Source organism: Streptomyces sp. NPDC001678, assembly GCF_042892945.1.
GTDB lineage: Bacteria > Actinomycetota > Actinomycetes > Streptomycetales > Streptomycetaceae > Streptomyces.
In genome coordinates this window covers 354,822-373,376 of record NZ_JBIAUP010000004.1, presented here as the reverse complement: position 1 = coordinate 373,376, position 18,555 = coordinate 354,822, and the positions used below count along the sequence as shown (strand labels likewise).

Sequence of the window (18,555 nt, the reverse complement as noted above, 5' to 3'; positions counted from 1 at the left end):
ACCGGCCGGGGCAGGGGAGGGTCAGTGCTCCTTGTGTACGGAAGGTGCCGAGGTGACCAGTTCGGTCAGCACCCCGTGGCAGTCCTTGGGGTGGAGGAAGGTGATGCGGGAACCCATCGATCCGGTTCGCGGCTCGTCGTAGAGGACCCTTACGCCCTTGTCCTTGACGGCTGCCGCGTCGGCGTCCACGTCGGCGGTGCCGAACGCGATGTGATGGACGCCCTCGCCGTTCTTCGCGAGCCACTTGCCGACGGGGGAGTCCTCCCGGGTGGGCTCCAGGAGCTGGAGATAGGAGGCGCCGCCGTCCGACGTCCCATTGATCCTCAGCATCGCCTCGCGCACGCCCTGCTCCTCGTTGACCTCGGTGTGGAACACCTCGAAGCCGTACGTGGCACGGTAGAACTCGACAGTCTTGTCGAGGTCGAAGCAGGCGATCCCGATGTGGTCGATTCGCGTCAGCATGCGTCCAGTGCACCGCCGCGCGCCCGGTTACGCAACGTGCGCGCGATCACACCTTCCGCCCGGTGACCGGGTGCCGTACCGCTCAGTACATTGACGGCAACGACCGTTAACATCCCTCTCCGCTCGAAGGGGCAGAGCCCATGCCTGGTAGGAACGGAAACACCGGTACGACCTCCGTCATCGTGGCGGGCGCCCGTACGCCCATGGGCCGCCTGCTGGGCTCGCTGCGGAGCTTCTCCGGCGCCGAGCTGGGCGCGGTCGCCATCAAGGCCGCCCTGGACCGGGCCGGGATAGGGGGCGACCAGGTCCAGTACGTGATCATGGGTCAGGTGCTCCAGGCCGGCGCGGGCCAGATCCCCGCCCGCCAGGCCGCCGTCAAGGCCGGCATCCCCATGTCCGTCCCGGCGCTCACCATCAACAAGGTCTGCCTCTCCGGGCTCGACGCCATCGCCCTGGCCGACCAGCTCATCCGCGCGGGCGAGTTCGACGTCGTCGTGGCCGGCGGCCAGGAGTCCATGACCAACGCCCCGCACCTGCTCCCCAAGTCCCGCGAGGGCTACAAGTACGGCGCGGTCGAGATGCTCGACGCCATGGCCCACGACGGGCTGACGGACTCCTTCGAGGGCATCGCCATGGGCGAGTCCACCGAGAAGCACAACACCCGGCTGGGCATCCGCCGCCCCGAGCAGGACGAGATCGCCGCCCTCTCCCACCAGCGCGCCGCCGCCGCCCAGAAGAACGGCCTCTTCGACGCCGAGATCACCCCCGTGGAGATTCCCCAGCGCAAGGGCGACCCGGTCCTCTTCAACAAGGACGAGGGCATCCGCGCCGAGACCACCGCCGAGTCGCTGGGCAAGCTGCGCCCCGCGTTCGCCAAGGACGGCACGATCACGGCCGGTACGGCCTCGCAGATCTCCGACGGCGCCGCCGCCGTGGTCGTGATGAGCAAGGCCAAGGCCGAGGAGCTGGGCCTCCACTGGATCGCCGAGATCGGCGCCCACGGCAATGTCGCCGGCCCCGACAACTCCCTCCAGTCCCAGCCGTCCAACGCCATCCGCCACGCCCTGCGCAAGGAGGGCCTCGGCGTCGACGACCTCGACCTGATCGAGATCAACGAGGCCTTCGCGGCGGTCTCCGTGCAGTCCATGAAGGATCTGGGCGTATCCCCTGAAAAGGTGAACGTCAACGGCGGAGCGATCGCGCTCGGCCACCCCATCGGCATGTCCGGCGCCCGGATCGTGCTCCACCTCGCGCTGGAGCTCAAGCGCCGGGGCGGCGGTGTGGGCGCCGCCGCGCTGTGCGGCGGCGGCGGCCAGGGCGACGCCTTGATCCTCCGGGTGCCGGGCAACAACAAGTGAGGTAGGCCCGAGGCAGGTCCCCCGAGGAGGGAGCCGTGATGGTGGACGTCCCCGCACTGGTCGAGCAGGCCCGGGAAGGGCGGCCGCGTGCCGTGGCCCGGCTGATCTCCCTGGTGGAGGGGGCGTCACCGCAGCTCCGCGAGGTCATGGCGGCACTCGCCCCGCTGACCGGCGGCGCGTACGTGGTGGGCCTGACGGGCTCCCCGGGCGTCGGCAAGTCCACGTCGACGTCCGCGCTGGTGAGCGCGTACCGCCGGCAGGGCAGGCGGGTGGGCGTCCTGGCGGTGGACCCCTCCTCGCCGTTCTCCGGCGGCGCGCTGCTCGGCGACCGCGTCCGGATGTCCGAGCACGCCTCCGACCCCGGCGTCTACATCCGCTCCATGGCCACCCGCGGCCATCTGGGCGGCCTCGCCTGGGCCGCCCCGCAGGCCATCCGCGTCCTGGACGCGGCGGGCTGCGACGTGATCCTGGTGGAGACGGTGGGCGTCGGCCAGTCGGAGGTGGAGATCGCCTCCCAGGCGGACACGTGCGTGGTGCTGCTCGCCCCCGGGATGGGCGACGGCATCCAGGCCGCCAAGGCCGGCATCCTCGAGATCGGCGACGTCTACGTGGTCAACAAGGCCGACCGCGACGGCGCCGACGCCACGGCCCGCGAGCTCAACCACATGCTGGGCCTGGGCGAGTCCCGCGCCCCCGGCGACTGGCGGCCCCCGATCGTGAAGACGGTCGCCGCGCGGAACGAGGGCACGGACGAGCTCGTCGAGGCGCTGGAGAAGCACCACGCGTGGATGGCGGAGCGGGACGCCCTCACCGGACGCCGCCTCCGTCGCGCCGCGCACGAGGTGGAGACCATCGCCGTCACGGCGCTGCGCGAGCGCATCGGCGACCTGAGCGGCGACCGCCGCCTGGGCGCGCTCGCGGAGCGGGTGCTCGGCGGGGCGCTGGACCCGTACGCGGCGGCGGACGAACTGGTGGCGGGTCTGACGGCGGGCTGACGCCGCGTCGGCCGCGACCGTATGCCAAGACAGCGCGGGCCTTCCGCTCTCCACAGGGAGAGCGGAACGCCCGCGCTGCCGGAACGTCCGGGACGGTCCGCCGACTACGGCCCGCCGGCGCTACTTGCCGCGCGTGGTGCGCAGGTGCTTGGCGACCGGGGCCAGGGACTCGTGGAGCGCCTTGAGCTCCTCCGGCGAGAGCAGGTCGATGAAGTGCTCGCGCACCGACGCCACGTGGTGCGGGGCGACCTCGCGCATGGTCTTCCAGCCGTGGTCGGTGAGGACCGCGAAGAGGCCCCGCCGGTCGGACTCGCAGTTGACGCGGCGGACCAGGCCCGCGTTCTCCATGCGGGTGATCTGGTGGGAGAGGCGGCTCTTCGACTGGAGCGTGGCGGTCGCGAGGTCGCTCATCCGCATCCGGTGGTCCTTCGACTCCGAGAGGTTGACCAGGATCTCGTAGTCGTTGTTGGTGAGGCCGAACGGCTGGAGATCCCGTTCGAGCTGGTGCATCAGCAGCCGGCTCACGTACAGGTGGGCACGCCAGGCGGCCTGCTCCTCGTCGCTGAGCCAGCGGGTGCCGTTCTCGGTGTCCATAGAGGGAGTCTACCTAAGAAGTTGAAAGATTAACTAATGAAGGTGCGGTGGTGTAAGCGGGTGGTACGGAGGTCGTTTGTTCGACCCGTCACACTCCGCAGGGTACCGCTCACAGCCCGAAGCGGCGCTGGAGGTCGCCCAGCTGGCCCGGCAAACGCGGGGACATTGACTGATTCCCGGAGGTGCCCCGGGGAATACCCGCCTCGTCGGGCGGGCCGTCGCCGGTGGCGATCTCGTCCATCAGCCGCTCGGTGGACTGGAGCAGCACCGTGCCCGCGCCGACGAACTCGAACTGGTGCTCCTCGCCGGACGCGCCGCCCAGCCCCGTCAGCCTCCGGACGCCACCCATGACGCCCTTGAGGTACTGGTGGTCGTAGTGGTGACAGGGGGACGGGCAGTCGGCCCAGCCCACCAGGGCCTGCGGGTCGACACGGATCGGGGGCTCGACGAAGACGACCGGGCCGTTGGACGCGGCCACGAACTTCCCCGTGCCGATCAGGGTGAGGAAGCCCGGGATGATCGACTGCTTGAGCGAGAGCGAGGGCTCGAAGGCCAGCAGATTGCCGGAGCGAACGGTGAGGTTGCCGTCCTCGAGGTCGTAGGAGTTGACGTCGAAGGAGCGGTCCGCGAGCAGCATCTTGCCGTGGCCCTCGGCGACGACCCAGTCCGCCGCGTGGAGGGGGGAGTGGAAGCTGCCGGCGATCAGCCGGTCGAGGGGGCCGTGGCCGATGCCATGGAAGTTGATCTGACCGTAGTAGGCGATCATCTTCCCCTTCTGGAGGAACCACTGCCCCTTGAGGTCGACGCTGAAGGTGTAGGAGTTGACGTTGTCGTTGCTCGGGAGAGTCGACGCGTCGTGGATGACGGGGCCGGTCACAGCTTCTCCTCCGACGCCTGGACGTACACCGTGCCGTGGCCCGACAGCTCGAGCCGGAAGGCCTCGCCGCTGCCGCGGCCGACCACCTCGCGCCAGCCCAGGGCGGCCGAGAGCTTGTTGCGGACCTCGCCGCGGTGGGCGACATAGGCCTGCGGGTCGACGACGACGGGCCGTCCGCCGGTGATCGGCAGCTCGATGAAACCGCCGTGGGCCATCACGGCGACCGCGCCGTGTCCCTTGAGGGTGGTGGTGAACAGGCCCTGCCCGGTCACCTGGCCGCGCACCATGCCCATCACACCGCCCTGGGAGCCCATGAACATCGTGCCCTGCTGAAGGGTGCCGTCGAAGGCGAGCAGCCGGTCGGCCTCGACGTAGAGGGTGTCGCCGGTGAGCTCGATGACGTGGACGTGGTGCCCGCCGTGGCCGAACATCACCGTGCCGCTGCCCTCCACGGACATCAGCGGCGTGGCCTCGTTGGCGATCCGGCGGCCGATCATCCCCATGACGCCGCCCTGGCCGCCGGTGATGCTGGGGGTGAAGGAGACCTCGCCCTTGTAGGCGAGCATCGCGCCGCGCTGGCTGAACAGCCGCTGCCCGGGGATCACCTGGGCCTCGACCATGCGTGAATTGAGAAGCCGGAAGGGCATCAGATGTCACCCCCGATGGTGTTGCGCTCGCTGGGCTGGACGTAGACGAGCCCGTCGCCCTCGAAGCGGATCTGGAACGCCTCGCCGGAGCCCTCGCCGATGAAGGTGCGGAAATTGACGCCCGACTGGAAGTGCTGCTTGAGCCGGCCGGTGTGCGCGATGTACGCGCCCGGGTCGACCTGGAGGGGCGTCTGCGGGGTCACGCGCAGCACGATCGCCGTGCCGTCGGACATGATCGCCGCCTGGCCCGTGCCCTCCACGGTGGTCGTGAACAGGCCGTTGCCCTGCGAGGCGCCGCGCAGACCGGTGAAGGTGGTGCCGGTGCGCAGGGCGGAGTCGGTGCACAGGAGGTTGCTCGACTCGACGTAGAGGGTCTCCCCGCGCAGCGTGACGAGATTGATCTCGCTCGCCCGGTCGGCGAAGTAGCAGGTGCCGTTTCCCTTCACCTCCATGACTTCCATCTGTTCACCCGTGAGCCGGCGAGTGACCATGCCCCGCAGGCCGTCACCGCCGCCCGTCATCTTCTTGAATGCCATCTCGCCCTCGTACGCGACCATCGAGCCGTTCTTGGCCTTGACCGCGTCCCCCGTCATGTCGACGGCGAGGACTTTGCTCCCGTGGAGCCGAAACTGAGCCACGCCCCGACGCTAGCGGGCGGACATACGGCTCCAACAGGCCCCAGGGCCCTCGGAACGCCCGGAACGGACCCGGAGCCGTTGATCCGTTGCAGTACTGCGACAATGGAGCGGCTTGTGAACGCCATCACAAGCTGTGACCGTCCCGCCACTAGCGACCGAAGGTGTGCCCCGTGGACCTCAAGACCGCCTCCGCCCTGCGTCGGCTCCGCCTGGTATCGGTGCCGGAGGGTGTTTCCTTCCTCCTCCTGATGCTCTGCTCGGTGCTCAAGCGGACCACCGACTTCAACGCGGTGCCGGTGATGGGCGCCGTCCACGGCATCCTCTTCATCATCTACGTCGTCTTCTGGATCGACGCCTGGTCGCGCACCAAGTGGGAGCTGAAGACCGCCGCCCTCTACTTCGTCCTCTCCGTCCTGCCGACCGGCGGCTTCTTCGCCGACCGCATGCTGCGCCGCGAGGCCGAGGCCACGGTCATCGCCGCCCGCGCCCGCAAGGAAAGCGTGATCAACGCATGATCGTCGCCTTCTCCGTGACGCCGCTCGGCGTCGGCGAGGACGTCGGCGAATACGTCGCCGACGCCGTCCGCGTCGTCCGCGAGTCCGGGCTGCCGAACCGTACGGACGCGATGTTCACCTCCGTCGAGGGCGAGTGGGACGAGGTCATGGACGTCGTCAAGCGCGCCGTCGCCGCGGTCGAGGCCCGCTGCGGCCGCGTCTCGCTCGTCCTCAAGGCCGACATCCGGCCGGGAGTGACGGACGGACTGACGTCGAAGGTGGAGACGGTGGAGCGGTACCTGTCGTCCTGACCGGCGGTCCGCTGCTCATTGGGCGCCCTTTCCCGTGTGGGGGAGGGCGTTTCCGTTTTCCGGGCGGGCGGATGCGGCCTCGATAGAGTCGCCACGTGGCCCTCGCCGACCCCGAGTATGAGATGACCCCGCTGCGCAAAGCGGCTGAAGCCGCCGAGGCGGCCACGGGCCTGCGGGCCGAGATCATCCGAGGCGTCCTGACGATGTCGCCCAGGCGCACGGGCAAGTGCGCCGGAATCGTCAATAATCTCTACGACCAGTTGCGGTCGGCGCTGCCTGAGCGGCTGAGCCCGTTCCCGGTGGCCTCAGTCCCGATGCCCGGTGATCCGGACGACTACGCCACCCCGGACCTGCTGGTGTGCGACACGGGCTTCGCGGACTCCGACGACTGGCTGGCGGACCCGGGTGACGTCGAGCTCGTGGTGGAGGTCGTGTCCAAGGGCAACAGCACCAAGGACACGCGCGACATGGTCGGCTGGTACGCCGACGCGGGGATTCCCGTCTACCTCCTCATTGATCCGCGCGACGGCAGCTGGACGCTGTACACCCTGCCCCGGGACGGTGAGTTCCAGGCGAGGAGGCATGGCCTCTACGGCGAGGACGTCGAGCTGCCCGATCTCGGAGTGAAGATCACCACTGAGGGCCTGGCGCGCTACGACAGGTGACGCCGACGCCGCCGCACATGGCGTCAACCCCCTGGAAGGGCCGCAGCGCGCCCAGCACCCTGTTGGGCATGTCCACGACGTCCAGCTCGCCCCCGCGCTCCCCCTACCGCGCCGTCTTCGCCGTCGCCGAGTTCCGCGCCGTGTTCGCCGCGCACACGCTGTCCCTGCTCGGCATCGTCGTCGGCGAGATCGCGCTGTCCGTCCTCGTGTACCGGATGACCGGCTCGCCGCTGCTCAGCGCGCTCACGTTCGCGCTCGGGTTCCTGCCGTACGTCCTCGGCGGCACCCTGCTGGCCGGGATCGCCGACCGGCGTCCCGCCCGGCGCGTCCTCGTCACCTGCGATCTGCTGTGCGCCGCCGGTGCCGTCGCCATGGCCCTGCCCGGCACGCCGGTGGCCGCGCTGCTCGCCCTGCGGTGCTTCAACGCCGCCGTCGCGCCCGTCTTCGCCGGGACGCGGGCCGCGACGCTCGGCGACATCCTCGGCGAGGGCGACCTCTTCGTCCTGGGACGTTCACTGCTGCGCGTCGTCTCGCAGGGCGCCCAGCTCGTCGGCTTCGCGGCCGGCGGAGTGCTGCTGACGGTCGTCCCGCCCCGGACCGCCCTCGTCGCCACGGCCGTCGGCTTCCTCGCCTCGGCCGCGCTGCTGCGCCTCGGCACCCGGCGGCGCCCCGCCCGTTCCGCCACCGGCGACGGCGGGCTGATGACGGCCTCCCTGGCCGGGATACGCGAGCTGTTCGCGCACCGCCGGATACGCGCCCTGATCCTGCTCTCCTGGGTCCCCCCGTTCTTCCTCGTCACCCCCGAGTCCCTCGCCGCGCCCTACGCGCACGACCTCGGCGCCGGGGCCACGGCCACCGGGCTGCTGCTGTGCGCCATGCCGGTCGGCGCCATCACCGGCGAGGTGCTCGCCGGGGCCCTGCTCCGGCCGTCCGCGCGGGAGCGGATCGCGCTGCCGCTGGCGGCCGCGCTGCTCCTGCCGTTCCCGCTGTACGCGCTGCGGCCCTCGCTCGGCTGGTCGCTGCTGCTCGCCGCGGTGGCCGGGGCCGGCACGGCGTACACGCTGGGCGCGGACCAGTGGTTCATCGCCGCCGTCCCCGAGGAGCTGCGCGGCCGCGCCATGACGGTGCTGTCGGCCGGGACGATGACCGTCCAGGGCCTCGGCATGGCCCTGGCGGGCGCGGCGGCCGAGTTCGCGCCCGCGCGCATGGTGGTCGCCGGGTCCGGGTTCGTCGGGACGGTGGCCGTCACGGCGGTCGTCCGCGAGGTCGTACGATCTCGCTGATCAACGGCAACCGTAGGGGGAGCAGATGTTCGGCAGGGGCAAGGGCAAGGACCGGGAAAAGGGCGGCGACAAGGGCGGGGACCTGGATCCCGGCGTCGTCGTGCTGCGCGACTCGCAGGCCCTGGCCGACGCCGTGCGCGAGGCCCTGGAGACGGCGAGCGACGCCGAGCGGCCGGGCCTGGAGCGGGCCGCCGGGCTGATCGCGCTCCACGCCGCCCGCCCCGAGCGCGAGATCCGGGCCGAGTGGGCGCGCGGCATCCTCGAGGCGGCCGGGGTGGACCCCCGGGAGCAGGAGGTCCACGCGGTACGGGCGCTGCGCCGTGCCGAGCGCGGGCTGAGCCTGAAGGCGGCGGTGCTGCTGGTGCGCGAGGCCGCGGAAGCGGCGTAGCGCGGTCGCGGTTCCCCGTGTCCCTTCGGTTCGGGGATGTCCGGAATCCGGAACAGGCCCGGCCGGGGCGGGGCCGGCGGGTACGCTCGATGCCGTGCCGAAGCCGCTCAGCCTCCCCTTCGATCCCATCGCCCGCGCCGACGAGCTCTGGAAGCAGCGCTGGGGGTCCGTGCCGTCCATGGCCGCGATCACCTCGATCATGCGCGCCCACCAGATCCTGCTGGGCCAGGTCGACGCGGTCGTCAAGCCGTACGGGCTGACCTTCGCGCGCTACGAGGCGCTGGTGCTGCTGACCTTCTCCAAGGCGGGCGAGCTGCCGATGTCGAAGATCGGCGAGCGGCTGATGGTCCACCCGACCTCGGTCACCAACACCGTGGACCGGCTGGTCACGGCCGGTCTCGTGGACAAGCGCCCCAATCCCAACGACGGCCGGGGCACGCTCGCCTCGATCACCGACAAGGGCCGGGAGGTCGTCGACGCGGCCACCCGCGACCTGATGGCGATGGAGTTCGGGCTGGGCGCGTACGACGCCGAGGCGTGTGCGGAGATCTTCCGGGTGCTGCGGCCGCTGCGCGTGGCGGCGGACGACTTCACCGAGGAGACGGAGGAGGGCGGCGACGCCGCCGCCGACGAGAACGCGTAGGGCGGGGCGGCGAAGATCGCCCCGGAAGATGCCGTTACGCTCGCCTGCATGAAGAAGAGCGTGCTGACCCGCTACCGCGTGATGGCGTACGTCACCGGTGTCCTCCTGGTCCTCCTGACGATCGGCGTCATCGCCAAGTACCTGCTGGACATGGACGGCGCCGCGGGCCCGACCCGGGTCGTGGCCATCGCGCACGGCTGGCTGTACGTCCTCTACCTGGTCTTCGCCTTCGACATGGGTTCCAAGGCCCGCTGGCCGTTCGGCAAGCTGGCGTGGGTGCTGATCGCCGGCACCATCCCGGGCGCCGCGTTCGTGGTCGAGCGCAAGGTCTCCCGCGAGCTGGAGCCGCTCGTCACGGACGAGGCGGCCGGCCCCGTACGGGCCTGACGCCCCCGGCCCCGCCCCGCCCCACCTCTCGGCACCTCGGCGCGCCCCGGACACGTCCCTTGTGTCCGGGGCGTTCTTGCGCCAGAATTTACTAGGACGTCCTACTAAATTTTCGCGCAACGGCGCTCGGAAAGGCGGCGGAGGCCACCATGGACGCACACGCCATCGAGGAGGGGCGCCGCCGCTGGCAGGCCCGGTTCGACGCGGCCCGCAAGCGCGACGCCGACTTCACTACCCTCTCCGGCGCCGCGGTCGCCCCCGTCTACGGCCCCCGCCCCGGCGACGTCTACGAGGGCTTCGAGCGGATCGGCTGGCCCGGCGAGTACCCCTTCACCCGCGGCCTGTACGCCTCCGGCTACCGCGGCCGCACCTGGACCATCCGCCAGTTCGCCGGCTTCGGCAACGCCGAGCAGACCAACGAGCGCTACAAGAAGATCCTCGCCAACGGCGGCGGCGGGCTGAGCGTGGCCTTCGACATGCCCACCCTCATGGGCCGCGACTCCGACGACGGCCGCTCCCTCGGCGAGGTCGGCCACTGCGGCGTCGCGATCGACTCCGCCGCCGACATGGAGATCCTCTTCAAGGACATCCCCCTGGGCGACGTCACCACGTCGATGACCATCAGCGGCCCCGCCGTCCCCGTCTTCTGCATGTACCTCGTCGCCGCCGAACGCCAGGGCGTCGACCCGGGCGTCCTCAACGGCACGCTCCAGACGGACATCTTCAAGGAGTACATCGCCCAGAAGGAGTGGCTCTTCCCGCCCGAGCCCCATCTGCGCCTGATCGGCGACCTGATGGAGCACTGCGCCCGCGCCATCCCCGCCTACAAGCCGCTGTCCGTCTCCGGCTACCACATCCGCGAGGCCGGGGCCACGGCCGCGCAGGAGCTCGCCTACACCCTCGCCGACGGCTTCGGCTACGTCGAGCTGGGGATCGCCCGCGGCCTCGACGTCGACGCCTTCGCCCCCGGCCTGTCCTTCTTCTTCGACGCCCACGTCGATTTCTTCGAGGAGATCGCCAAGTTCCGCGCGGCGCGCAGGATCTGGGCCCGCCGGCTGAAGGAGGTCTACGGGGCGCGCACCGAGAAGGCCCAGTGGCTGCGCTTCCACACCCAGACCGCCGGTGTCTCCCTCACCGCCCAGCAGCCGTACAACAACGTCGTACGGACGGCCGTCGAGGCCCTCGCCGCCGTGCTCGGCGGCACCAACTCCCTCCACACCAACGCCCTGGACGAGACCCTGGCCCTCCCCAGCGAGCAGGCCGCCGAGATCGCCCTGCGTACCCAGCAGGTGCTGATGGAGGAGACGGGCGTCGCCAACGTGGCCGACCCGCTGGGCGGTTCGTGGTACGTCGAGCAGCTCACCGACCGCATCGAGGCCGACGCCGAGGAGATCTTCGAGCGGATCGAGGAACGCGGCCTGCTCTCCCACCCCGACGGCCGGCACCCCATCGGCCCCATGACCTCCGGCATCCTGCGTGGCATCGAGGACGGCTGGTTCACCGGCGAGATCGCCGAGAGCGCCTTCCGCTACCAGCAGGCCCTGGAGAAGGGCGCCAAGCGCGTCGTGGGCGTCAACTGCCACCACGGCTCGGTCACCGGCGACCTGGAGATCCTCCGGGTGAGCCACGAGGTGGAGCGCGAACAGGTGCGCGTCCTGGCCGACCGCAGGGCGCACCGCGACGACGCCCGCGTCCGCGCCTCCCTGGAGGCGATGCTGACCGCCGCGCGCGACGGCTCCGGCATGATCGCCCCCATGCTGGAGGCCGTACGCGCCGAGGCCACGCTGGGGGAGATCTGCGACGCGCTGCGGAACGAGTGGGGGACGTACACGGAACCGGCGGGTTTCTGAATCGTCAGCTACCCCTCGAATGCCCCCTCTACACCGTCGTGATCACGTCACCGGGCCGTGACTTCTGGCAGACCTTACAATCCAAACCGTCCGGACTGAGCAGAGTCGGACAAAAAGACTGCGCCGGGCGGTGTAGGGCTCGGACGACGCCAGTACACCGCCCGGACGCGCGACACATCAATGCTCCTGGTCAGGGTGCCGCTCCGCCCAGTGGGACCGTCGCCGTCCAGGACCACATCGAGCGCGACGGACTGTGGGAAGTCCCCGGGATCCCACCAGACGACCAGCACGCCGCCTCATTCAGCGAGGACGGCTACCGGGGCGTGTGGTTGGCGCGACGGTGTTCTTCGAGGCGGGCGCTTGCCTCGCGTACGGCCCGCCAGTCGTTCCGCACCTCCAAGTCATGCCGTTCCTCAACCAGCTCGTGGCATGTCGTGCAGGTTTCCGTCGGCGGGAGGGACGATGAAGCCGGGGCCGGAGGTGTGCGGCACGGAGACGATTGCCCCCATCCCGGCTGGTTGTAGCAACTTCTACTGTTCCAGCAGCGCTTCGGCTCTTCGTCCGAGGCTTCCGGTGCGGACGATCGCTGACATGTAGCCGTCCCCGGCCTGCAGCCCGAGCTGGGCGCGGGCGTCCATTACGACCGCCAGGGCGTCTTTACGGATCGGGTCACCGACCGGACGGCCGCTCACGGCCGCCTCGACGGCGGCGGCCGTGACGCGGATGTAGGCGATGAGACGTTCGCCCAGTACGTCTGGTTCCCAGCACCCGGAAGCGCGTGGACGACTGGCGGCACGGCAACATGTCGGCTGCCCGCTAGACGCGCCGCAGTCCGCCCCAGCCCTCGCGCGGGATGGGGCGCGACCGGTCGCAGCACACACCCCCTATATGGGGCAGGCCCATGACCCGGTGCCTGAGCCCCCGGCTCCGCCATCGCTCCAACCCGCCCACCAGTAGCCCCGCAAACCCGCGCGTCCGCTCCGGGCCCACCGGCTTCGCGTGCACCAGGGTGCGGTGGACCACCGCGCCGGCGATGAAGTCGAAGATCAGCCCGAGGGCTCGGCACGTTGATTGCTGACCTCTTATGGTTCAAGTCGAGCTACAGCGGTACTGCGGGCGGTAACTCGTGGAAGTCGCCACCAGCCTCCGAACCGTCCACATCCGAAATTCAAGGCGTAAACGTGGTCCTTGCCTAGCCGTACCTAAGACTGTATGGATGGACTTCATCGTCTACGTGTCCCTGTTGGCAGAGGCGGCTGCCCGGCAGGAGGGCGGTCAGATCGCGGTTCTGTCATGCCAGTTGGACCCAGCCGCGTGCGATGAGTCCAGCCAACTTTACTTACAGGTTCTTCACAACTGATCACTCCTATACATAGAGTGCCGCATGCCGTGGTCGAGGACGCGGCGCGCGGGCATCTGTGGGGGGAACCGAGCCGGGGGCTTGGCGCGCCCGCGAGCGAGCTCGCGCTGGTTCATCGGTGAGGACCACCATGCGAAGACTTTTCAGCCGCTCGGCTCGCCGAGTGGCGGCGATCGCCGTGGGATTGGCTGCGGCGGTCACCTTGACTGTGATGACGGCAGGGGCCGTGCCATTCCCCTGGGGCATGAGGACGACAGTCACGACGGCTGACTCTGGCAAAGCACGGGCCGCAGCAAGTGAGTCCCCAATGTTTCCCCTGTTCGGCAGGAAGGCCGACGGGAACCTGTACGACTACGAGCCCAAGGGCGATGGCGGAGTCAAAGCTGCGGTGAATCTGGGCGGCGGCTTCGGCGATGCCTCCGCCATAGTGCAGGCCAACGTCTCGGAGAACGGGTCGGGTAACGACCTGTACCACCGAATGGGAGATTTCCTCTACTACACAGCTGAACGCGGAAACGATACCAAGCTCATTGGTGGCGGCTGGGACACCTACAATCTGCTGGCCATTGTGAAGCGTGGTAGTACTGTCCGGCCCGAGCTCGTTGGCCGTGATGCTGCGGGTGCCTTGTGGGTCTACGAGACCAGATCGGATGGCACGTTGACCACACGAGTCAAGATTGGGAACAGCGGCTGGAACAGGTTCGACTGCATCGGCGGACGTGGCGACTTCACGGGCGACGGCAAGGGTGACTTGATCGCCCGTGACGCCAGCGGCACGCTCTACATCTATCCGGGCACAGGCGATGCTGCGGCCGAAGCCGCGCTGAGTACACGAATCACGGTCAGCTCGGGGTGGGGAGATTACAGGATTCTGGTATCCACCGGAGACAACGACGGTGATGGTAAGCCCGACCTGATCGGGACCGACAAGGCCGGTCTGCTCTGGTTGTTCAAGGGTACCGGTGACCCGAAGGCTCCCTTCGCGCCGCGCGTGCAGATAGGTAACGGCGGCTGGGGAGCCTTCAACGCTCTCTTCTGACCCCAGTTCTTCGCCTTCGATGTCATCTTCACGCCCAGGTCTCTGCCTTGCGGGGGCGGGTGTGCACTCAGCAGAACGGGTAATTCAGCATGCGCACGAAAGCACCACCCGTAAGACGCAGACTGACTGGCAGATGGCCACGGCTCATTACCGCAACCGCTGTGGCGACCACTATGGCGGTCAGCGTGGCCGGCAGCGAGCTCCAGCCGTTGAACCGCGCCCGGCCAGTAGCTGCTGCTGATGAGTCGTCTGGTGGCTACGACCTCAGCAATGCGGCACAAGTTCGGGAAGACCAGTGTCGTCTCGACTATGTCTTGCGCAAAGGCGGCGCCAACATGAAGGCTGTCGCTCGTGCTGGACTGGCTGGTAGTGAGGCGGAGCTGCATACGGCCGCCAACCCTCAGTACTGGCAGACGACTCCTCTCTCCGGGGCGTTCGAGAAGGATAGAGACTGGTCGGCTGCCAAGGTGGGAGAGCTGTCTGGCCGCAACCCTGTCTGGCAAGAAATTTTGGAAGTACCGCAGGGTGGTTGGACCCCAGGATACAAGAGTTGGCCCCCTGGCTCTCCTGGCGATAAAGAAGAAAACATATTCGCACAGACAGGATTTCGTGACTGGATTTATGGTCGCTTCTGGACCTCGCAGAGTGATTTCTATGACCCGCTCCCTCAACCGGCGAACAAGGAGTCCGTTGACGCGGTCACAAAAATAGCGACTACCCGGTACTCCAAGGATCGTATCGAGGACCAGGCAGACTGGAAGGCGTGGGAATGGGAGATGCGGCTCACGCATCCCATGTACGCCGACGACGCGCGGATCTTCCTACAGAACGGTGGGTTCCCTACCAGCGCACCGGATCCGTCCTCGATGGAATTTCGCATCGATGTCGAGAACCTGAAGGCGCGCTTTGCTTCCTGCGTCAGTCACAACCCGCCGGACCCCCACAACGTACTCGGCACCGAGCTCACCACGGCTTCCCTCGAATGGCAGGCTGAACTTAGCAGCCAGAAGGCTCAGAGGGGCATCATCCTCCGAGCCGAAGCAGAGGCAAACGCTGATCTGATAGTGGCGTCACAGGCGCTGGGAGAAGCGCTGGGGCAGTCCATGATCGCTAGCCGTCTGAGCCACTGGATGGCGTACTGGGTTCACCCCGATCCCGACCAGCCTTGGCATGTCTCGCAAGCCGATATGGATCTGGTCAAGGGGCGTATGGCTCAGGCTCAAGCACGCGCCACCGGCCGGCTCTACGTGGCCTCCCGAGCGGCACTCCACGCCCAAGCACAAGCGGACAAAGTCACTGTGGCGCAGCAGGACGCATATGCCATCGCGGACAGAGCGAAGGTGCCGCGCGGGCGCGGCCTGATGTATGGCCAGCAGGCGGCGCAGATCGCCAAGGCTTCGGCTGCTGCCGCCCAAGCCGCTGCGAAGGCAACGGAGACGGCGTCCAATGCTACCCGTGCGTCGGCTGCGGACAGTAAGACCCTCGACGCTCTGGCAATGACGCAGGCGCACGCTGCAAAGGCGGCGTTCCGACGCATTGCGGCGCAGGAGGCCGCTGCTCAGGCCAAGGCAGCTGCAGAAGGTGCAGCAGCACAGGCCGTCGAGGCAGCGCAGAATGCATCCAAGGCCAAGGCGGCTCAGGTCAGGGCTGAGGCTGCTGAGAAGACTGCCAAGACTGCGGCTGAAGACGCCGCGAGCAAGCGGGTAACTGCGGAGACCGAGCGTGATAAAGCCAAGGAACAGAGGGAAATCGCAGCGGCCGAGCAGGCCAAGGCCGCGACCGCTGACAAGGAGGCTCAGAGTCAACGGGCTGTCGCTGCCAGCAAGCTGAGCGAGACGCAGGCGGCTCGTAAGACTGCACTTGAGAAAAAGGATGCGGCGGTGGCGGCCGAGGGCAAGGCGGCCTCGGCGCGTGACAAGGCATTGCAGGCCGAGAGCAACCGAGACGTCCTGTCGGCGAAGGCTGATGCCCTCGAAGCCAAGGCCGAAGCCGACGACAGCAGTGATGCGGCGGGGGCATCGCGCGCAGCGGCGACCCGAGCGCGTACTGCTGCGAATGAGGCCACCACCGCAGCCACCAACGCGCGTGCCGCAGCAGACGAGGCCACGACCGCTGCCGCGAATGCCCGTGAGGCGGCTACGAAGGCCGGGGCTGCGGCGGCACGTTCCAAGGCGGCTTCGGATGCAGCCCAGCGAGACGTCGTGATTACCAACGCGGCCGTTCAGAAGGCCCATGCCGCCGCTGCCGACGCGATCGTCGCGTCTGAGGCGGCCGCGCAGAACGTCCGCACGGCCAAGGCTCTGGCGGATACTGCTCAGGCCAAGGCCAATGAGGCCAAGGCCGACGCGGGCATTGCCCGGACCGAGGCCAACGCGGCTGCGGCCACGTCGATTCAAGCTGCCGGATTCGCCTATGCAACGGCCCAGGCGTCGCTCGCCGCGCGTGATTCGGCGGCCCAGGTGGTCAAACCAGCCAACGACGCCATTGAGTTGGGGGCCCCGTACAAGGAGATCGATTCTTCGGCGGGGCTCGCCGTACTGACCGGTCAGGCCGCGAAGACCGCAGCCGAGCAGCAGCAGTCCGTCGCCAGGGCCAAGGCCGAGCAGGCAGCGAAGGCGGCGGCCGAGGCCGCCACGCTCGCCGCACGGGCAGATGCCGACGCCAAGGCGGCCGCTACCTCGGCGGCCCAGGCGGCTGACTCCGCATCCCAGGCCGCCACCTCGCTCGCCAGGGCCCAGACATCGGCCGACGAGGCGGTGGCAGCGGCGAAGGCAGCGAAGAGAGCTGAGGCCAACACGGTCGAGTACGACCGTCGGGCGACCGAAGATGCGGCAGTGGCACTCTCCGCGTCCACGGAAGCGGGCGGCTACGCGTCCGATGCACGCAGTTCGGCGGATCAAGCCGAGCAGAATGCATCCTCGGCCCGCAGCGCAGCGTCGGCCGCCGAAGGCGACGCGTCCGCCGCGCGCGGCGTGGCCGACCAGGCCGAGAGGGATGCCACGACAGCGGAGAAGGCCGCTGCCCGCGCCCAGCAAGACGCCAAGGAGGCGCAGGAGGCCGCCACCCGTGCGGAAGATCAAGAGGCACGCAGGGCTGTCGACACCGGCGGTGCTACCGGTATTGCGCACATGTTCACCAAGCAGGAGGTTGTGCCCCTGGAGGACCCGAAGCCCGAGAACGACTGCGTGCTCGGTATGGGCAACAGCGGATGCGACGTCAAATTCCGGCTGCGCTTCAAGCTGACCGTCGACTTCTACCTGTGCAACGACGCGAATGCCTCGGAGAACGTCACGGCAGCCACCTGTCCGGCTGCGAGCATCCTCTGGCTCGGTCGTGACACCAGTGAACGGACCACGTATGTCACCAAACACTTCAGCAACTGGGACGTCACCAAGATTGTGGACAAGGCGTTCCTGATAGGTCTGTGGGACGGTCTCACGCATGACTTCGTCGAATGCTCCAGGGGCAGCGTCAGTGGATGCGCCTGGGCGGCGAGCTGGTTCGTGCCGCCGGCCAAGATCGTCGAAGCCGTAGATCTGTTCCGCGCCCTGGACGCCTCACTGCGTACTGGTGTGGGCGTCGGCGACGCCTACAAGGCGCTGAAGGCCCTCGGCCTCGACGCCGAGGTGATAGCTACAGTCGAGCGCGAGGCCAATATGGCCGAGGACGTCCTCACAACCTGCACCAGGAACAGCTTCCCTGGGAGTACGCGGGTGCTCATGGCTGACGGCTCGCACCGCCCGATCAGGTCGCTCCGGGTGGGCGACGTGGTCCTCGCGACCGACCCGGAGACCGGTGAGCGGAGGGCCGAGCCGGTGACCGCTGCCTTCAAGCACGACACCGAGCGGCTGGTGGACATCTCGTTCACCGGTGGTTCCAGCTTGACCAGCACCGCGGGGCACCGGGTCTACACCGTTGAGCACGGCTGGACACTCGTCTCGGAGCTCCGCACCGGGGATCGGCTGCGCGGCCCTGACGGAGCCCTGCACGCCGTGAGCGATCTGCGCGACCGTTCGGGTCTCGCGCCGGAGTTGGTGTTCGACCTCACGGTAGATCAGTTCCACACCTTCTATGTGAGCACCGAGGGTGCCCGCCCGCAGGACGTGCTGGTACACAACTGTCTGAACCTGTCCGACGAGACGGCGATGCCGTCGAGCGGCGCTCACACGCTGTCCAAGCACGTCAATGTGACGCCCACCGAGGCAGCCCGGATCGCTGGCGGCACCGGCAAGCCCAACGGCGTCTGGAGCAGCGCGGAGATCGCCCAGCAAGCGGTGGACCGGGTCGTCTCGGACTACTTCTACCCCTACAAGCCGGGCCGGGGCCGCGCCCTGGACACGGCTCGGTGGAACAAGTTCCTGAACTGGCGGAAAACGGCTGGGACGAATGACTATTTCCCCATTGAAGGCTCATGGGATGCCTACCCCTCACTGGGCAAGACATACCATCCGGACGGTAGCGTGACGACGGCCGGAAATGGGGTGACGGTTCTCCTCAAGAAGTGGCCGCATAAGGGCCGGGGCGGATTCCTCGTCTACACGGCGTATCCGAACTGAGAGGGAAC

18 protein-coding genes are annotated in these 18,555 nt (G+C 68.8%); 12 read left to right on the top strand and 6 right to left on the bottom strand.

Features of this window, described 5'->3' with window-relative positions:
- Window positions 1–21 precede the first annotated feature (21 nt).
- Window positions 22–462, bottom strand: a complete 441-nt coding sequence (gene mce / locus ACFYZR_RS11045) for a methylmalonyl-CoA epimerase (protein WP_189451386.1) — start codon at window positions 460–462, stop codon at window positions 22–24.
- 140 nt (window positions 463–602) lie between these two features.
- Between mce and ACFYZR_RS11040 the strand changes: the two genes are divergently transcribed.
- Window positions 603–1,820 carry an acetyl-CoA C-acetyltransferase gene (locus tag ACFYZR_RS11040; RefSeq protein WP_391908151.1) on the top strand — a complete coding sequence of 406 codons (1,218 nt, stop codon included), beginning with the start codon at window positions 603–605 and terminating at the stop codon, window positions 1,818–1,820.
- A 38-nt stretch (window positions 1,821–1,858) separates the two neighbouring features.
- Window positions 1,859–2,815, top strand: coding sequence for a methylmalonyl Co-A mutase-associated GTPase MeaB (meaB, locus tag ACFYZR_RS11035; protein ID WP_391908560.1), 957 nt, complete (start codon window positions 1,859–1,861; stop codon window positions 2,813–2,815).
- 120 nt (window positions 2,816–2,935) lie between these two features.
- On the opposite strand, the gene ACFYZR_RS11030 is transcribed toward meaB, so the two are convergent.
- The 4 genes from ACFYZR_RS11030 to ACFYZR_RS11015 form a co-directional block, all read right to left on the bottom strand.
- On the bottom strand, window positions 2,936–3,409 hold the full coding sequence (locus tag ACFYZR_RS11030; RefSeq protein ID WP_391908149.1) for a MarR family winged helix-turn-helix transcriptional regulator: 474 nt from the start codon (window positions 3,407–3,409) through the stop codon (window positions 2,936–2,938).
- A 109-nt stretch (window positions 3,410–3,518) separates the two neighbouring features.
- Window positions 3,519–4,286: an AIM24 family protein gene (locus ACFYZR_RS11025; protein ID WP_391908146.1), complete on the bottom strand. Its 768-nt coding sequence runs from the start codon at window positions 4,284–4,286 to the stop codon at window positions 3,519–3,521.
- A complete protein-coding gene (locus ACFYZR_RS11020; protein WP_391908143.1) occupies window positions 4,283–4,933 on the bottom strand; it encodes an AIM24 family protein in 651 nt (216 codons plus the stop codon). The genes ACFYZR_RS11025 and ACFYZR_RS11020 overlap by 4 nt, the downstream gene beginning before the upstream one ends.
- Window positions 4,933–5,571, bottom strand: a complete 639-nt coding sequence (locus ACFYZR_RS11015; protein WP_391908141.1) for an AIM24 family protein — start codon at window positions 5,569–5,571, stop codon at window positions 4,933–4,935. The genes ACFYZR_RS11020 and ACFYZR_RS11015 overlap by 1 nt, the downstream gene beginning before the upstream one ends.
- 170 nt (window positions 5,572–5,741) lie before the next feature.
- Here ACFYZR_RS11015 and ACFYZR_RS11010 point away from each other — a divergent pair, with 170 nt between their 5' ends.
- The 8 genes from ACFYZR_RS11010 to ACFYZR_RS10975 all read left to right on the top strand — a co-directional run bounded on the left by ACFYZR_RS11010 (window position 5,742) and on the right by ACFYZR_RS10975 (window position 11,592).
- On the top strand, window positions 5,742–6,086 hold the full coding sequence (locus tag ACFYZR_RS11010) for a DUF3817 domain-containing protein (protein ID WP_311611957.1): 345 nt from the start codon (window positions 5,742–5,744) through the stop codon (window positions 6,084–6,086).
- Window positions 6,083–6,376 carry an MTH1187 family thiamine-binding protein gene (locus ACFYZR_RS11005; RefSeq protein ID WP_229348214.1) on the top strand — a complete coding sequence of 98 codons (294 nt, stop codon included), beginning with the start codon at window positions 6,083–6,085 and terminating at the stop codon, window positions 6,374–6,376. The genes ACFYZR_RS11010 and ACFYZR_RS11005 overlap by 4 nt, the downstream gene beginning before the upstream one ends.
- A gap of 95 nt (window positions 6,377–6,471) precedes the next feature.
- Complete coding sequence (locus tag ACFYZR_RS11000) at window positions 6,472–7,041, top strand: Uma2 family endonuclease (protein ID WP_391908137.1); 570 nt, start codon at window positions 6,472–6,474, stop codon at window positions 7,039–7,041.
- Between the two features lie 68 nt (window positions 7,042–7,109).
- Window positions 7,110–8,324 carry an MFS transporter gene (locus ACFYZR_RS10995; protein WP_391908135.1) on the top strand — a complete coding sequence of 405 codons (1,215 nt, stop codon included), beginning with the start codon at window positions 7,110–7,112 and terminating at the stop codon, window positions 8,322–8,324.
- Window positions 8,325–8,349: 25 nt separating this feature from the next.
- A complete protein-coding gene (locus ACFYZR_RS10990; protein ID WP_391908132.1) occupies window positions 8,350–8,712 on the top strand; it encodes a hypothetical protein in 363 nt (120 codons plus the stop codon).
- Window positions 8,713–8,806: 94 nt separating this feature from the next.
- Window positions 8,807–9,355 carry a MarR family winged helix-turn-helix transcriptional regulator gene (locus ACFYZR_RS10985; RefSeq protein WP_391908129.1) on the top strand — a complete coding sequence of 183 codons (549 nt, stop codon included), beginning with the start codon at window positions 8,807–8,809 and terminating at the stop codon, window positions 9,353–9,355.
- Window positions 9,356–9,403: 48 nt separating this feature from the next.
- Window positions 9,404–9,742, top strand: a complete 339-nt coding sequence (locus tag ACFYZR_RS10980; RefSeq protein WP_126916123.1) for a DUF3817 domain-containing protein — start codon at window positions 9,404–9,406, stop codon at window positions 9,740–9,742.
- Between the two features lie 149 nt (window positions 9,743–9,891).
- Window positions 9,892–11,592, top strand: a complete 1,701-nt coding sequence (locus tag ACFYZR_RS10975) for a methylmalonyl-CoA mutase (protein ID WP_391908126.1) — start codon at window positions 9,892–9,894, stop codon at window positions 11,590–11,592.
- A gap of 530 nt (window positions 11,593–12,122) precedes the next feature.
- On the opposite strand, the gene ACFYZR_RS10970 is transcribed toward ACFYZR_RS10975, so the two are convergent.
- Window positions 12,123–12,473 carry a DUF6415 family natural product biosynthesis protein gene (locus tag ACFYZR_RS10970; RefSeq protein WP_391908123.1) on the bottom strand — a complete coding sequence of 117 codons (351 nt, stop codon included), beginning with the start codon at window positions 12,471–12,473 and terminating at the stop codon, window positions 12,123–12,125.
- Between the two features lie 642 nt (window positions 12,474–13,115).
- Here ACFYZR_RS10970 and ACFYZR_RS10965 point away from each other — a divergent pair.
- On the top strand, window positions 13,116–13,991 hold the full coding sequence (locus ACFYZR_RS10965; RefSeq protein ID WP_391908120.1) for an FG-GAP repeat domain-containing protein: 876 nt from the start codon (window positions 13,116–13,118) through the stop codon (window positions 13,989–13,991).
- Between the two features lie 185 nt (window positions 13,992–14,176).
- Window positions 14,177–18,547 carry a polymorphic toxin-type HINT domain-containing protein gene (locus tag ACFYZR_RS10960; RefSeq protein ID WP_391908117.1) on the top strand — a complete coding sequence of 1,457 codons (4,371 nt, stop codon included), beginning with the start codon at window positions 14,177–14,179 and terminating at the stop codon, window positions 18,545–18,547.
- Window positions 18,548–18,555: the final 8 nt, after the last annotated feature.

Excerpts from the sequence above, each read along its gene's own strand:
- mce (WP_189451386.1), bottom strand. The coding sequence starts at position 462 with ATGCTGACGCGAATCGACCACATCGGGATCGCCTGCTTCGACCTCGAC.
- ACFYZR_RS11040 (WP_391908151.1), top strand. The coding sequence starts at position 603 with ATGCCTGGTAGGAACGGAAACACCGGTACGACCTCCGTCATCGTGGCG.
- meaB (WP_391908560.1), top strand. The coding sequence starts at position 1,859 with ATGGTGGACGTCCCCGCACTGGTCGAGCAGGCCCGGGAAGGGCGGCCG.
- ACFYZR_RS11030 (WP_391908149.1), bottom strand. The coding sequence starts at position 3,409 with ATGGACACCGAGAACGGCACCCGCTGGCTCAGCGACGAGGAGCAGGCC.
- ACFYZR_RS11020 (WP_391908143.1), bottom strand. The coding sequence starts at position 4,933 with ATGCCCTTCCGGCTTCTCAATTCACGCATGGTCGAGGCCCAGGTGATC.
- ACFYZR_RS11005 (WP_229348214.1), top strand. The coding sequence starts at position 6,083 with ATGATCGTCGCCTTCTCCGTGACGCCGCTCGGCGTCGGCGAGGACGTC.
- ACFYZR_RS10995 (WP_391908135.1), top strand. The coding sequence starts at position 7,110 with ATGTCCACGACGTCCAGCTCGCCCCCGCGCTCCCCCTACCGCGCCGTC.
- ACFYZR_RS10990 (WP_391908132.1), top strand. The coding sequence starts at position 8,350 with ATGTTCGGCAGGGGCAAGGGCAAGGACCGGGAAAAGGGCGGCGACAAG.
- ACFYZR_RS10980 (WP_126916123.1), top strand. The coding sequence starts at position 9,404 with ATGAAGAAGAGCGTGCTGACCCGCTACCGCGTGATGGCGTACGTCACC.
- ACFYZR_RS10975 (WP_391908126.1), top strand. The coding sequence starts at position 9,892 with ATGGACGCACACGCCATCGAGGAGGGGCGCCGCCGCTGGCAGGCCCGG.